Origin of the sequence: Mesorhizobium sp. B2-1-8 (assembly GCF_006442545.2) — a bacterium.
In the GTDB taxonomy this organism is placed as follows: Bacteria; Pseudomonadota; Alphaproteobacteria; order Rhizobiales; family Rhizobiaceae; genus Mesorhizobium.
Genome location: NZ_CP083952.1, coordinates 370,139 through 384,696 on the forward strand (window position 1 = coordinate 370,139; position 14,558 = coordinate 384,696).

At 63.6% G+C, this 14,558-nt stretch carries 12 protein-coding genes; 11 read left to right on the forward strand and 1 reads right to left on the reverse strand.

Translation table 11 applies throughout. The annotated features are described in order from the left end of the window. Positions 1-13: 13 nt before the first annotated feature. From FJ970_RS01700 to FJ970_RS01745, 10 genes are all read left to right on the forward strand, one after another. Positions 14-400 (forward strand): type II toxin-antitoxin system MqsA family antitoxin, encoded by a 387-nt coding sequence (locus tag FJ970_RS01700; RefSeq protein WP_140757163.1) that lies wholly within the window; start codon positions 14-16, stop codon positions 398-400. Between the two features lie 79 nt (positions 401-479). Beyond that, positions 480-2,465 carry a CocE/NonD family hydrolase gene (locus tag FJ970_RS01705; RefSeq protein WP_140757165.1) on the forward strand — a complete coding sequence of 662 codons (1,986 nt, stop codon included), beginning with the start codon at positions 480-482 and terminating at the stop codon, positions 2,463-2,465. Positions 2,466-2,619: 154 nt separating this feature from the next. Continuing rightward, positions 2,620-4,206 (forward strand): ABC transporter substrate-binding protein, encoded by a 1,587-nt coding sequence (locus FJ970_RS01710; RefSeq protein ID WP_140757167.1) that lies wholly within the window; start codon positions 2,620-2,622, stop codon positions 4,204-4,206. A gap of 16 nt (positions 4,207-4,222) precedes the next feature. Beyond that, the gene (locus tag FJ970_RS01715; RefSeq protein ID WP_140757169.1) at positions 4,223-5,182 is read left to right on the forward strand and encodes an ABC transporter permease; all 960 of its coding nucleotides are present in this window, start codon (positions 4,223-4,225) and stop codon (positions 5,180-5,182) included. Positions 5,183-5,194: 12 nt separating this feature from the next. Then, a complete protein-coding gene (locus FJ970_RS01720; protein ID WP_140757171.1) occupies positions 5,195-6,022 on the forward strand; it encodes an ABC transporter permease in 828 nt (275 codons plus the stop codon). Then, positions 6,022-7,677 carry an ABC transporter ATP-binding protein gene (locus FJ970_RS01725; RefSeq protein ID WP_140757173.1) on the forward strand — a complete coding sequence of 552 codons (1,656 nt, stop codon included), beginning with the start codon at positions 6,022-6,024 and terminating at the stop codon, positions 7,675-7,677. Before FJ970_RS01720 ends, FJ970_RS01725 begins: the two co-directional genes overlap by 1 nt. Positions 7,678-7,787: 110 nt before the next feature. Further along, positions 7,788-8,627: an alkaline phosphatase family protein gene (locus tag FJ970_RS01730; protein WP_140757175.1), complete on the forward strand. Its 840-nt coding sequence runs from the start codon at positions 7,788-7,790 to the stop codon at positions 8,625-8,627. A 181-nt stretch (positions 8,628-8,808) separates the two neighbouring features. Further along, complete coding sequence (locus FJ970_RS01735) at positions 8,809-9,375, forward strand: sigma-70 family RNA polymerase sigma factor (RefSeq protein ID WP_140757177.1); 567 nt, start codon at positions 8,809-8,811, stop codon at positions 9,373-9,375. Continuing rightward, on the forward strand, positions 9,372-10,040 hold the full coding sequence (locus FJ970_RS01740; protein ID WP_140757179.1) for an anti-sigma factor: 669 nt from the start codon (positions 9,372-9,374) through the stop codon (positions 10,038-10,040). The genes FJ970_RS01735 and FJ970_RS01740 overlap by 4 nt, the downstream gene beginning before the upstream one ends. Then, positions 10,030-11,469, forward strand: a complete 1,440-nt coding sequence (locus FJ970_RS01745; protein WP_140757181.1) for a S8 family serine peptidase — start codon at positions 10,030-10,032, stop codon at positions 11,467-11,469. The genes FJ970_RS01740 and FJ970_RS01745 overlap by 11 nt, the downstream gene beginning before the upstream one ends. 293 nt (positions 11,470-11,762) lie before the next feature. Here the strand turns inward: FJ970_RS01745 and FJ970_RS01750 are convergent, their stop codons facing one another. Beyond that, the gene (locus tag FJ970_RS01750) at positions 11,763-12,785 is read right to left on the reverse strand and encodes a substrate-binding domain-containing protein (protein ID WP_140757185.1); all 1,023 of its coding nucleotides are present in this window, start codon (positions 12,783-12,785) and stop codon (positions 11,763-11,765) included. A 363-nt stretch (positions 12,786-13,148) separates the two neighbouring features. Between FJ970_RS01750 and FJ970_RS01755 the strand changes: the two genes are divergently transcribed. Continuing rightward, a complete protein-coding gene (locus tag FJ970_RS01755) occupies positions 13,149-14,504 on the forward strand; it encodes an ABC transporter substrate-binding protein (protein WP_140757187.1) in 1,356 nt (451 codons plus the stop codon). Positions 14,505-14,558 lie beyond the last annotated feature (54 nt).

Here is a 14,558-nt window from a genome sequence, read left to right on the forward strand (position 1 = left end):
GGGAAATAGAACCATGATTTCTCCCGAAACCGGAGAAACGTTGGCGCGCGGGGTCCGTCCATTCACCGTAACCTATAAGGGCGAGAGCATGATCGTCGACCTGCCCGGCTACTATCCGCCATCGGATGGCGAGGTTGTACATGTCGGCGACGACATGGCCGCTGTCGATGCCGCCTTGCGCGCCCTCAAGGAGAAGATCGACGGCGTGCCGGCCCCGTCAACCATCCGCCGCATGCGCGCGAAGCTCAAGCTTTCGCAGCGCGAGGCGGGATCCCTGTTCAAGGTCGGAGAAAATGCCTTCGACAAGTACGAAAGAGGCTTGATCGAACCGAGTGGCCCGACAATTCAGTTGATGACACTGCTGGAGAAACATCCCGAACTGCTCGACGAATTGCGGTAGCGGCACAGGTCGCATATTTCGCTGCTCCAGTCGCGAATGACGATTGAAAGTTCTCGTGCCGCGGGGCGTTATGCCTGCCATGAAAACCATCACCGAATTCCCCCGCAAGGTCGTCGAATTTCCCGACATGGGCATCGTCATGCCCGATGGCTGCCGGCTGTCGGCGCGGGTGTGGATGCCGGAGGATGCGGGCGATGACCCGGTACCTGTCATCCTCGAGCACCTGCCCTACCGCAAGCGCGACGGCACGATCTTTCGCGATCAGCTTACCCATCCCTATTTCGCCGGCCACGGCTACGCCTCGATCCGCGTCGACATGCGCGGCAATGGCGATTCCGAAGGGCTGATGGACGACGAATATTCCGAGCAGGAACTGCAGGACGCCTGCGATGTCATCGCCTGGGCGGCGGCGCAGCCCTGGTGCAACGGCAATGTCGGCATGATGGGTATTTCCTGGGGCGGCTTCAATTGCCTGCAGGTGGCGGCCAAACAGCCGCCGGCGCTCAAGGCGGTGATCAGCCTGTGCTCCACCGTCGACCGCTATGCCGACGACATCCACTACAAGGGCGGCTGCCTTTTGAACGAGAATTTCGGCTGGGCCTCGACCATGCTGTCCTACTCGTCGCGGCCACCAGATCCGCTGCTTGCCGGCGACAACAGATGGCGCGACCTGTGGCTGAGACGGCTGGAGAACCAATCATTCCTTTTGCCGCTGTGGCTGAGCCACCAGCATCGCGACGCCTATTGGAAGCGCGGCTCGATCTGCGAGGATTTTTCCGCTGTTCATGCCGCGGTGCTGTCGATCGGCGGCTGGCATGACGGCTACCGCAACACGATCTCGCACCTCGTCACCAATATCGAGGCACCGGTCAAGGGCATCGTCGGGCCGTGGATCCACAAATACCCGCACTATGCCGGACCCAAGCCCGCCATCGGCTTCCTGCAGGAAGCGCTGCGCTGGTGGGACCACTGGCTGAAGGGCGTCGAGACCGGCGTCGAGGCCGATCCCGACTACCGCGCCTATGTGATGGACAGTGTGCGTCCCGCCCGCTGGCATCCCGAGCGGCCCGGCCGCTGGATAGCCGAGCAGGAGTGGCCGTCGTCCAACATAGCGGTCGAAGCGATCGAACTAATTCCCCCTGATGCAGGGCCTTCCACGGTCGCTTCACCGCAGACCTGCGGGCTCGCCGGCGGCGAATATTTTCCGTTCACCTTCGGGCCGGAATTGCCGGGTGATCAGCGCCCTGACGATGCGCTGTCGGCGTGTTTCGACCAGCCTGAGCTCACCAAGCCGATCGAGATTGTCGGGGCGCCGGAGCTTAAGATCCAGCTTGCCTCCGATCGGCCCCAGGCCAACATCGCGGTCCGGCTTTGCGACGTGCATCCCGACGGTGCCTCGGAACTCATATCCTATGGCGTGCTCAATCTGACGCACCGCAACTCGCATGAATTCCCCGAAGCGCTGGTCCCCGGGGAGACAGTTTCGGTGCGTGTCGTGCTCGATCAATGCGCCTACCGCGTGCCGGCCGGCCACCGTCTGCGCGTTGCCATTTCGACCGCCTACTGGCCAATGATCTGGCCTTCGCCGGAACCGGCACGACTGACCCTGTCGGACGCCACGCTATCGGTGCCGTTGCGCCTGCTGGCAACAGGCGACGAAGCTGTTTTCGGCGAGCCGGAAGGTGCTGCGCCCTGGGCAACCGAGACGATCCGTGCCGCCAATTCAGAACGCCATGTCGACCGCGACGAAAAGACGGGAATCGTCACGCTTTCCATAACGGACGACTTCGGCGAGGTGCGCGATCTCGACCATGGCCTTGTCAACGGCAGCATCGCCCGCGAAACCTGGACCATCCATCCTGACGATCCTCTGTCAGCCTCGGGAAAAACACATTGGACGCAGACCCTGTCGCGAAACGGATGGTCGGTCCGCACCGAGACACGGGCGCAAATGCGGTCGGATGCGCAAAACTTCATCGTCAGCGCCAGAATCGAGGCTTACGAGGGCGAAAACCTCGTCTTCGAGCGAGATTTCGACGAAAAGGTCCCGCGCGCGCTGGTTTGAGTGCTGAAACCGTTGGTCCAAATGCGACGTACGATTTACGCCACGGCATGTCGCATTCGGTCTTGCTTACCGCTTTCCCTTGCGGTCATTATTCCCTTTAACAACAAGCAAGAAAATCGACCACAGAGTCGAACCAACAGAGTGAGGAACTCAAATGTCAAACGAACTGGAATTCCTTAGCCGGCGCGTCGCGTTGGGCAAACTGAGCCGTCGTGATTTTCTCGGCCGGGCCGCAGCGCTCGGCATCGCCGCACCCTTCGCCAACGCATTGCTTTCGAGCGCGGCGCGGGCGGCGGGGCCGGTCAAGGGCGGCACGCTAAAGGCCGGCCTGGTCGGCGGCGAATCCACCAACAGCCTGGACCCGGCGCTGATGATGACGCAGGTGCCGTTCGCCTTCGGCAAATGCTGGGGCGAAATGATCGTCGAGCTGTCGCCCGAGGGCAAGCTCGAGAACCGCATCGCCGAAGACATCGGCTCATCCAAGGACGCCAAGGTCTGGACGCTGAAGATCCGCGACGGCATCGAATTCCACAACGCCAAGACTGTGACTGCCGAGGACGTCGCCGCCACGCTCGAACGCCATTCGGACGAGAAGTCGAAATCCGGCGCGCTTGGCTACATGAAGGGCATCGACACCATCAAGGTCAACGGCAAGGAAGTGGTGCTGACCCTGAAGGAGGCCAACGCCGACCTTCCGTACCTGCTCAGTGATTATCACCTGATCGTCCAGCCGAACGGCGGCAAGGACAAGCCCGACGCCGGCATCTCGGCCGGCCCCTACAAGGTCAAGACCAACGAACCTGGCGTGCGCCATGTCGGCGAGCGCTTCGCCAATTACTGGCAGGGCGACAAGATGGGCCATGCCGACCAGGTCGAAGTCGTCGTCATCAACGACGCGACGGCGCGCACGGCGGCCCTGCAGGGCGGCCAAGTCAACATGATCAACCGCGTCGAGCCGAAGATCGTCGACCTGATCAAGCGCGTACCGGGCGTCACCATCCGCAACCATTCCGGCCCCGGCCATTACGTGTTCATCATGCATTGCGACACGGCGCCGTTCGACAACAACGACCTCAGGATGGCGCTGAAGCTGGCGATCGACCGCGAGGAAATGCTGAACAAGGTGCTGCGCGGCTACGGCTCGCTCGGCAACGATTTCCCGATCAACGCGTCCTATCCGCTGTTCACCGAAATCGAGCAGCGCAAATACGATCCCGACAAGGCCAAGTTCCACTACAAGAAGTCGGGCCATGACGGCACAGTGCTGCTGAGGACCTCGGACGTCGCCTTCCCGGGCGCTGTCGATGCGTCCCAGCTGTTCCAGCAGAGCGCGGCCAAGGCCGGCATCAAGATCGAGCTCAAGCGCGAGCCCGGCGACGGCTACTGGAACGAGGTGTGGAACAAGCAGCCCTTCTGCGCTTCCTACTGGGGCGGCCGCTCGACCCAGGACCAGATGTACTCGACCGCCTATCTGTCGACGGCCGACTGGAACGACACGCGCTTCAAGCGCCCGGACTTCGACAAGATGGTGCTGGCGGCGCGCGCCGAACTCGACGAGGCCAAGCGCAAGCAGATGTACCACGACATGGCTGTCATGGTGCGCGACGAAGGCGGCCTGATCCTGCCGATGTTCAACCAGTTCATCGACGCAACGGGACCGAAAGTCGCCGGTTGGGTGGAGGATCCGCACCAGGAGCTGTGCAACGGCTACGCTTTGGCGAAGTGCTGGCTCGAAGCCTGAGCACGGCCCTGCGGAGATGTCCTCGCCCCTCGTGAAACTGGTGGCCCAGCGCATCGCGCTGGGCATCCTCCTTCTGCTGGCCGTTTCGGTCCTGATCTTCGCCGGCACCCAGATCCTGCCCGGCGACGTCGCGCAAGCCATCCTCGGACAGTCGGCGACGCCGGAGTCGCTGGCCAACCTGCGCGAGCAGCTCGGGCTCAACCAGCCCGCCTATATCCGCTATTTCCACTGGCTGGGCGGCGTGCTGACCGGCGATCTCGGCACCGCCATGTCGAGCGGGCAGGACATCGCGACATCGATCAAGGAACGGCTGTGGAACACGCTGTTCCTGGCTTTTTGGGCGGCAATCGTGGCCATTCCACTGGCGATCACGCTCGGCCTGATCGCGGTGCGCTACCGCAATGGCTGGGTCGACAAGCTGATTTCCGGCTTGGCGCTCGCCTCGACGTCGTTCCCGGAATTCTTTATCGGCTATGTGCTCGTCTATTTCTTTGCCGTGCAGTATCAATGGTTCCCTGCCATCTCGACGGTCTATGACGGCATGCCGTTCGGCGAGCGCATGCAGGCGATCGCGCTGCCGGCGGCCGCGCTGACGCTGGTGGTGCTCGCCCACATGATGCGCATGACGCGGGCGGCCATCCTCAACGTCATGCAGTCGGCCTATGTCGAGACAGCGGAACTGAAGGGCCTGTCGGCGTTCAGCGTGATCCGGAAGCACGCATTTCCGAATGCCATTGCGCCAATCATCAACGTCGTGATGCTCAATCTGGCTTATCTGATTGTGGGTGTCGTCGTCGTCGAGGTGATCTTCGTCTATCCCGGCATGGGCCAATATCTCGTCGACCACGTCACCAAGCGCGACGTGCCGGTGGTGCAAGCGGTCGGCCTGATTTTCGCCGCCGTCTACATCAGCTTGAACATCATCGCGGACATAGCGGCGATCGTCGCCAATCCGCGTCTCAGACATCCGAAGTAGGGAGCGACCGATATGCTCGATGTCAGACGCATTCCCATCCCGGCGCTGATCGGCCTGGCGCTCACCGCTCTGTTCGTGCTGGCGGCAGTCTTCGCGCCATGGATCGCGCCGCACGGCAATGCCGAGATCGTCAGCGACACTCCCTGGGAACCCATGTCGGCGCTGCATTGGCTGGGCACCGACAATCTTGGGCGCGATTTGTTGTCGCGCATGATCTACGGTGCCCGCATCACCTTGTTCATCGCCGTGCTCGCCACCGCGCTCTCCTTTTCGCTCGGCGCCATTCTCGGCTTTTCGGCGGCGGTTTTCGGCGGCTGGTTCGACACGGGACTGTCGCGCCTCGTCGATCTGCTGATGTCGATCCCGACGCTGATCATGGCTCTCGTCGTGCTTTCGGTGCTGCCGTCCAACCTGGTGACGTTGATACTGGTGATGGGCGTCCTCGATTCAACCCGCGTCTATCGCCTGTCGCGCGCGGTCGCTGTCGACATCAACGTCATGGACTATGTCGAGGCAGCGAAGCTGCGCGGCGAAGGCAGCGTCTGGATCATCTTCCGTGAGATCCTGCCCAACGCGCTGTCGCCACTGGTTTCTGAACTCGGCCTGCGCTTCATTTACGCGGTGCTGTTCCTGTCGACGCTGTCCTTCCTCGGCCTTGGCGTGCAGCCGCCGGATGCCGACTGGGGCGGCATGGTGAAGGAGAACAAGGACGGCATCGTGTTCGGTATAGGCGCCGCGCTCATTCCGGCGGCCGCGATCGCGGCCCTAGCGATCTCGGTCAATCTTGTTGCCGACTGGGTGCTGAACCGCACGACAAGCCTGAAGGGAGGACGCGGCTGATGGCTGACGGCAAGGCAAAGTCCGCCCCTCTGCTCGACATCCGCAATTTGCGCATCGAGGCGACGGTCTATCCCCCTGGCGAGACACCAAAGACCATCACGCTGGTCCACGACGTGTCGCTGACACTGGAGAAGGGCAAGGTGCTCGGCCTGATCGGCGAATCCGGCGCCGGCAAGTCGACCATCGGCCTGTCGTCCATGGGCTATGGCCGCGGCGGCGTGCGCATCACCGGCGGCGAAGTCATCCTCAACGGCCGCGATATCCTGAAGGGCGGCAAGGACGGATTCCGCAAGCTGCGCGGCCGCGAGGTCTGCTATGTCGCGCAGTCGGCGGCGGCCGCCTTCAATCCGGCGCACAGGCTGATGGACCAGGTGGTGGAAGCCACGCTTCTGCACGGAACGGCGACACGGGCCGAGGCAGAGAAACGCGCGATCGCGCTGTTCAAGAAGCTCAGCCTGCCGAACCCGGAAACCATCGGCGAACGCTTTCCGCATCAGGTGTCGGGCGGACAGTTGCAGCGTGTGATGACGGCGATGGCGCTGTGCTCAGAGCCTGACCTGATCGTCTTCGACGAACCGACCACGGCGCTCGACGTGACGACGCAGATCGACGTGCTGTCGGCGATCAAGGACGCCATCCGCGACACCCATGTGGCGGCGCTCTACATCACCCACGACCTTGCCGTCGTTGCCCAGGTCTCGGACGAGATCATGGTGCTGCGCCATGGCCGGCTGGTCGAATGGGGCGGCACCCGCCAGATCATCAAGGAGCCGCGCCAGGAATACACCAATGCGCTGGTCTCGGTGCACGAGATCGAGCATGCCGAACAGAACCCGGGCGCGACGCCGTTCCTGTCGGTCAAGAACGTCACCGCCGCCTATGGTGGCGGCCACGTCAAGGTGCTCAAGAACGTTTCTGTCGACATCTATCCGGGCCAGACACTGGCCGTGGTTGGCGAGTCCGGATCCGGCAAGTCGACGCTGGCGCGCGCCATCACCGGCCTGCTGCCGCCCGAACAGGGCACGGTGACCTTCGATGGGCGCCCACTGGCCAACCGGCTCGCCGACCGGCCGAAGGAGGATCTGCGCCAGTTGCAGATGATCTACCAGATGGCCGACGTGGCGATGAATCCGCGCCAGACCGTCGGCACCATCATCGGCCGGCCGCTCGAATTCTATTTCGGTATCCGCGGCAGGGAACGCGACCGCCGTGTCGCCGAGCTGCTCGACGAGATCGAGATGGGCAAGGGCTTCGTCGACCGCTATCCGGCCGAGCTTTCGGGCGGCCAGAAGCAGCGCGTCTGCATCGCCCGTTCGCTCGCGGCCAAGCCGAAGCTGATCATCTGCGACGAAGTGACATCGGCTCTCGACCCGTTGGTGGCCAACGGCATCCTCAAGCTGCTGCTCAACCTGCAGCAGCATGAGAAGGTAGCCTACCTCTTCATCACCCACGACCTGGCGACGGTGAAGTCGATCGCCGATTCGATCGCGGTGATGTATCGCGGCGAAGTGGTGCGCTATGGCTCCAAGAGCAAGGTGCTCACACCTCCCTTCGATGCCTATACCGACCTGCTGCTGTCGTCCGTTCCGGAAATGGAGATCGGCTGGCTGGAAAAAGCGATCAAGGGGCGGCGCATGGCCAGCGCGGGGAACTAGCCAAGCGCAACATGGCTATGCCGATGCGCGCGAAGGCGGGTTGATCGTGCGCTTCTTCAGCCAATTCATCGACGCCGCCGCCACCGACAGACAATCGCATGGAGCCGTCCGTGGCGCTCAAGACCAAGCTTCTGCTGATCATCCTCGACGGCGTTCCATACCGCAACTGGCGCCGGCTGATGGGCAATCTCGAAGGCTGGGTGCAGTCGGGCGAGGCTCGGGTGTGGGAGATGCGCTCGGTGCTGCCGTCGACCTCGGCCTGCTGCTATGCCTCGATCCACACGGGCGTGTCGCCGCAGGTGCACGGCATCCTGTCCAACGAGAACCGCTTTCGCGTCGGGCAGCCCGACATCTTCTCGGAAGTCAGCAAGGCCGGCGGCAAGACCGGCGCGGTCACCCATTCCTACTGGTCCGAATTCTTCCGCTCCTACCCGTTCGACCTGATCGAGGACATGGAGTATGACGAGCCCGGCGGGCCGATCACGCACGGCCGCTTCCACTCCATGACCGGCTACAATCTCAAGAACCAGATGACGCCGAGTGATGTCGACCTGTTCGCGACACTGACCATGCTCACCCGGCGCCATGGCATCGATTACGGCATCCTGCACACCTGCACGCTGGACTCGATGGGCCATCGTTTCGGCCATGACTGCCACGAGATGGACCATGCCTGCTACGCCGTGGACGGCATGCTGGCGGCCTTCCTGCCGGGCTGGATCGAGGCCGGCTACGAGGTCATGGTCACCGCCGACCACGGCCAGACCGACCGCGGCCATCATGGCGGCCATGACGACGAGATGCAGGATTTCGCGCTGTATTATTTCGGACAGGGCAAGGGGCCGCAGGCCGACACACTGCTCGACCAGTTACAACTGGCACCAACGGTGTTGAGCCGGCTGGGCGTGCCGGTGCCGGCGACGATGAAGGCGAAGGCTTTTCTCACCTGATCAAGCGGCTGGCACCGCCCCTCATCCGCCTGCCGGCACCTTCTCCCCGTGAAACGGGAGAAGGGATGCTCTGGCCACGTCCCCGCTCTTCGGTTAGCCTCCCAGAATTCCTTGGCGGAGGATGAACCTTTTTGGACCGATCGGCTACAGAGCAGACAGGAGCCAGGCGGCTCGACCGGCCATGACGGCGGCGACGGAGACCGATCGCGCGCTTGTCGACCGGGTCGCGAAGGGCGACCGGGCCGCCGTGCGGCTCCTGTTCATGCGTCACCACGCGCGGATCTACCGCTTCGTGGCGCGCCAGACGGGATCGGAAATGATGGCTGACGATATCGCGAACGAGGTGTTCCTCGAACTGTGGCGCCAGGCGCCGGGTTTCGAAGGGCGCTCCGAAGTCTCGACATGGCTGCTCGGCATCGCCCGCTTCAAGGCGCTCTCGCTGCTGCGCAAGAAGAAGGAAGACTGGATCGACGACGAGGCCGCCGCCGCCGTGCCCGACAGCGCCGACACGCCCGAAGTCCTCACCATGAAGGAGGACAAGGCCGCTGCCTTGCGCCGCCTCATCGACGCCTTGCCCGAGGAGCACCGCACGGTGATCGACCTCGCCTATTATCAGGGGCAATCGGTGACCGAGATCGCACAGGTGCTCGACATCCCGGTCGCGACCGTCAAGACCCGTATGTTCTACGCCCGCAAGAAACTCGGCGAAGCCCTGAAGGCCGCCGGTTACGACAGGGGGTGGCCATGAGCGCCGCTGAAAAGATGTCGCGCCGCGACGAAATGGAAACGCTGCTGCCGTTCTACCTGAACGGTTCGCTCGAAGGTTCGGATCTGGAAGCCATCGAAGAATGGCTGGCCAACGATCCCGCGGCACTTGCCGCGCTCGGCGAGGCGGAAGCCGAGTTCTCCGGCACGGCGGCCGCCAATGAGACGATCCGTCCGCCGGCCGATGCGCTCAGCCGCTTCGCCAAGGCGCTCGACGCGGAGGCAGGGCCGGCTCGGGCGCCTGCTAGCGCATCCTGGCTGGCGCAGGCCTGGGGCCGCTTCATGGCGGTGCCGGTCGGCGTCGCCTGGGCGGCGGCTGCGGTGCTGCTCGCCTTGATCGCGGTGCAGTCGCTGATGCAGCCCGGCGGCAAGGGCGGCAATTTCGAGGTCGCCGGCGCACAAGACGATCTGGCCAAATTGCCGTTCGCTCTGGTCAAATTCAAGCCGGATGCCAGGATGGCCGATATTGCCGCCTTCCTCGACGCCAACAAGCTCAAGATCATCGGCGGACCGACCGCCGACGGCGTCTTCAGGCTCGCCATTCCGGCGACGACAGCCGCCGACTACGAGAAGGCGCGCGGCCTTATTGCCGCCCAGCCTTTCGCGGAGACTGTGATCGAGGGAAGGAAACCTGTTGATGGCGGCTGAGGCGGTCATTCGATTTGCGGCTATCCTTGCGGCGGCGATGACAATCGCCGCCGTGCCTGCGTCGGCGCAGAGCAACGATGCCACTCCCGAGCGGACGAAAATCGATTGCAACGACCGGGCCAATGCGACGGCAGCCGATTGCGTCAAGAACGGCGGCGGCACCAAGGGCGTGTCGGGTGCGGCCCAGGCCGGCGCCGTTTTTCTGCCCGCCTTGATCGTCGACCTCTTCCCCAACCCGGTCGCCCCTCCCGCACCGGTGCCGACGCCACAGCCGGAGCCCGCGACCCCCCCTGGAGGCAACCAGGCCGGCCTGCCAGCAAGTGGCGCGATCGTCTCGCCGACCGATCTCATCGCCGTTCAGCCGCGGCGCGCCGTAACCGGCGACTTCGTGCCCGACGAGGTGCTGGTGACCGTCGATGGCGATGCCGGCGCCGTGCAGCAGATCGCCGCCTCCTTCGGCCTTGAAGTGCGCTCGCAGCGCCAGTCCCGGCTGCTCGGCACCACCTTGGTGCGCTTCGGCATTCCCGATGGCCGCCCGGTCGGCGTCGTGCTGGCGCAGCTCGCCGCCGACGGCCGCACCGAGCGCCGCGAGCCCAACCACATCTATTCGCTGCAGGAGGCGGCCAGCATCGTCAACTATGCCTTCGACCGCATCGCGCTCGACGCCAAACAGGCCAGTGGCGAAAACGTCCGCGTCGCCGTCATCGATACCGGCATCGACGACACCAATCCCGCACTTGCCGGAGTCATTGCCGCGCAGTTCGACGCGATGCCCGGCGTGCCGATCGAAAAGCGCGATCATGGCACCTCCGTCGACGGTCTGATCGCCGGCGTCGGCCCTCTGGAAGGCATGGCGCCGGGCGCGAAAATCTACCATGCGCGCGCCTTCGAGGGCGGCAAGTCGACCATGGACGTCATCCTGACGGCGCTCGACTGGGCGGCCGACCAGAATGTCAGCATCGTCAACATGAGCTTCGTCGGCCCGAAAAACGACCTGCTCGGCACCGCCTGCCGCAATGCACGGGCGCTCGGCATGGTTCTGGTCGCGGCAGCCGGCAACAACGGCCCGAAGGCGCCCTATGGCTACCCAGCCGCCTTTGACGGCGTCATCGCGGTGACAGCCACCGACGCCAAGGACGGGCTGATGCCGCAGGCCAATCGCGGCGCTTATGTCTTCATCTCGGCGCCGGGCGTCGAGATGGTGGCGCCGAGCGGCGCCGGCTCGGACGTCGTTACGGGCACCTCGTTTGCCGCGGCTGTTGTCAGCGGCGCCATCGCCAACCTCATCCACGCCGCGCCCGACCGCTCGGCCGACGAGATCGAGAAGGCACTTGCCGACACCGCGAGGGACCTCGGCCCGAAAGGGCGGGACAATGATTTCGGCTACGGCCTGCTGGACATCAGGGCAGCCGGAGCGGCGAAGGAGTAGTCCGACCGCTCATGAGAGAATTGTGAAACGAGAAGTCCCTACAACAAGGCCGATGGATGACTAGCTCTCAAATGGAGAAATACGTCTGGTCTTCCGTCCTATATTACATCGCGGCTGTAGCCGCATCTCTAATTATTTTTTTCTATGTCGAGACGCTTGGTAGCCTATTGGGTTTCGTTGTACTGCTCGGATATATTATGCTGATTATACTTCTCAACGTATGGCGACGGAGAAGGCATCCGAGAAGCGTCTACCAAGTGAAATTGGCTCAACGAGAATTAAACGACTGATCTCTACCTCGGCGCTCCCGCCACCGATCCCCTGACCACCAGGTCGACCGGCCAGACCTCGCCGCGGGCGCCGTCCTCGAGCCCCGATATGCGTGCCGCCAGCCGCTCGGCGATTCGTGCGCCGGCCAGCCGGATCGAGGAGCGCGTCGTGGACAGCGGCACGGAAAAATTCTCCGGCTTCAGCCAGGGAAAGACGTCGTCATGGGCGATCAGCGAGACATCGCCGGGAATGCCGAGGCCAAGATCACGCACCGCGCGCACGACGCCGAGCGCCATGATCAGGCTGGAGCAGGCGATTGCCGTCGGCGCCCCGTCCTGCTCGAGCAGGCGCCGGGCGGCGCGATAGCCGTTCTCCTCGGTCATGACGACGGAGCAGACGTGTCGCTCGCCCAATGCCAGGCCGCTAGCGGCCAGCGCGCGACGCATGCCGCGCTCGCGATGAATGGCGAAGGTTTCCCTGTCATCGCCGTTGATCAGCGCCAGCCGCCGGTGGCCGAGCTGCACGAGCAGCCGCGCCGCCTCGTGGAAAGCGCCTTCATTGTCGATGTCGAGAAAGGGATAGTCGAAGTCCAGGCCCTCGCTGCGGCCATGGACGATGAAGGGAATGCCGAGCGTGTCGACCAGCGCCACGCGCCGATCCTGCGGCCTCGGCGAAGAGATGTAGACGGCGTCAACCTGCCGGTTGGCGACGATGCGCCGGTAGGTCGTTTCCTGGTCGTCGGCATCGGTCGGGGACAGGACAAGGTCGAGCTCGTGCGAGCGGGCATAGTCGCCAAGGCCGGACAGGAATTCGACGAAGTGCGGGTCGATGTCGACGGCGGCACCCGTCGGCAGGACGTAGCCGATCATTCCGGACTTGCCTGTGGCCAGCCGGCGCGCGCTCGGATTGGGACGATAGCCGTGGCGCTTGGCGGCGTCCATCACGCGCCTGCGGGTTTCCTCGTTGACTTCGGGATAGCCGTTCAGCGCCCGGCTTACCGTGGTCTGCGAAAGCGCCAGCATATGCGCGAGTTGCTTGAGGTTCACGAGAGGCCTCCCTGCCTCAAAGCGCTTTTAAATTGAATCGACCCAAACATGATCCGGGATGCGGCCATATCGCAGAGAGCATAAGCGTGCCGGACCCGGGTTTGAAACAGAAATTGCTGTTGCACCGCCAAAAAAGCATGTTGCGGCGCACTTTCCGAGCCGTGGCTGCTAGCAATTAAATCGATTAACTTGCGAACCCTATTGACTCCTGATCGATTCAATGGCGAGATCGACAAAGCCAAAGCGCTTTGGAAGACTCTTCGAAAGGTTGCGGTTCCCTTGCGACTGAGTCACAGTCCTGCGGCGTCGGCGGGCGGAATGGAGGTTCCGTCCGGTGTGTGTGACCCACTGGGAGGAATACCGATGAAGAAAATGCTTTTGCTGGGCGTTGCGTCTGCCGCATTCGCCCTGAGCGCGCCCGCGCACGCCGACTTGAAGTTCAAGCCCGGCGAGGACCAGCGCTTTCACTGGGCGAATTATGAAGACCTCAAGAAAATCGACCTCAAGGGCGAGACCCTGTCGATCTTCGGACCGTGGCGCGGCGAGGACGAGACGCTTGTCCGGTCGGTACTCGATTATTTCTCCGAAGCCACCGGCGCAGAGGTCAAATATTCCTCCTCCGAGAATTACGAGCAGCAGATCGTCATCGACACCCAGGCCGGCAGCCCGCCCAACATCGCCGTCCTGCCGCAGCCGGGCCTCATCCAGGACCTTGCTTCCAAGGGTGTGCTGACCCCGCTTGGCGACGACGTCGCGGCCTGGGTCAAGGAGAATTACGCCGCCGGTGACTCCTGGGCCAAGCTCGGCACCTATACGGGCAAGGACGGCAAGTCGGGCTTCTATGCCTTTCCCTACAAGATCGACGTGAAGGGGCTGGTCTGGTACTCGCCCGACAATTTCCAGGAAGCCGGCTACAAGGTTCCGAAGACGCAGGAAGAGCTCGCCGAACTCGAGAAGAAGATCATCGCCGATGGCGGCACGCCGTGGTGCATCGGGCTTGGTTCGGGCGGCGCGACCGGCTGGCCGGCGACCGACTGGGTCGAGGACATCATGCTGCGCACGCAGCCGCCCGAAGTCTACGACAAGTGGGTGAAGAACGAGATCCCGTTCACCGATCCGGCAGTGGTCAACGCCATCGACATCTTCGGCAAGATCGCCACCGACGACAAGATGGTCGACGGCGGCGCCAAGGCGGTGGCGGCGACCGACTTCCGCGACAGCCCGAAGGGCCTCTTCACCGTGCCGCCGAAATGCTACATGCACCACCAGGCATCGTTCATCCCCTCCTTCTTCCCCGAGGGCACAAAGCTCGGCCAGGATGCGGACTTCTTCCCCTACCCGCCCTACGCCTCCAAGCCGGAACTGGGAACGCCGCTGGAAGTGGCCGGAACGCTGGTGATGATCACCAAGGATTCCAAGGCGTCGCGCGAATTCATCAAGTTCCTGCAGATGCCGCTCGCGCATGAATTGTGGATGGCGCAGAAGAGCTTCGTCACCCCCTTCAAGGGGGCCAACAAGGACGCCTATGGCAGCGATGCGCTGAAGAAGCAGGGCGAGATCCTGGTCGACGCCACGACGGTCCGCTTCGACGGCTCCGACCTGATGCCCGGCAAGGTCGGCGCCGGGTCCTTCTGGACCGGCATGATCGACCTGGTCGGCGGCAAGTCCGCCCAGGACGTCGCCACCGACATCCAGAAGAGCTGGGACGCCATCAAGTAGGCGGCCGCGGCGCGACCTGATCATTCCTGATCTTGCTACTGGATCCGGGCTACG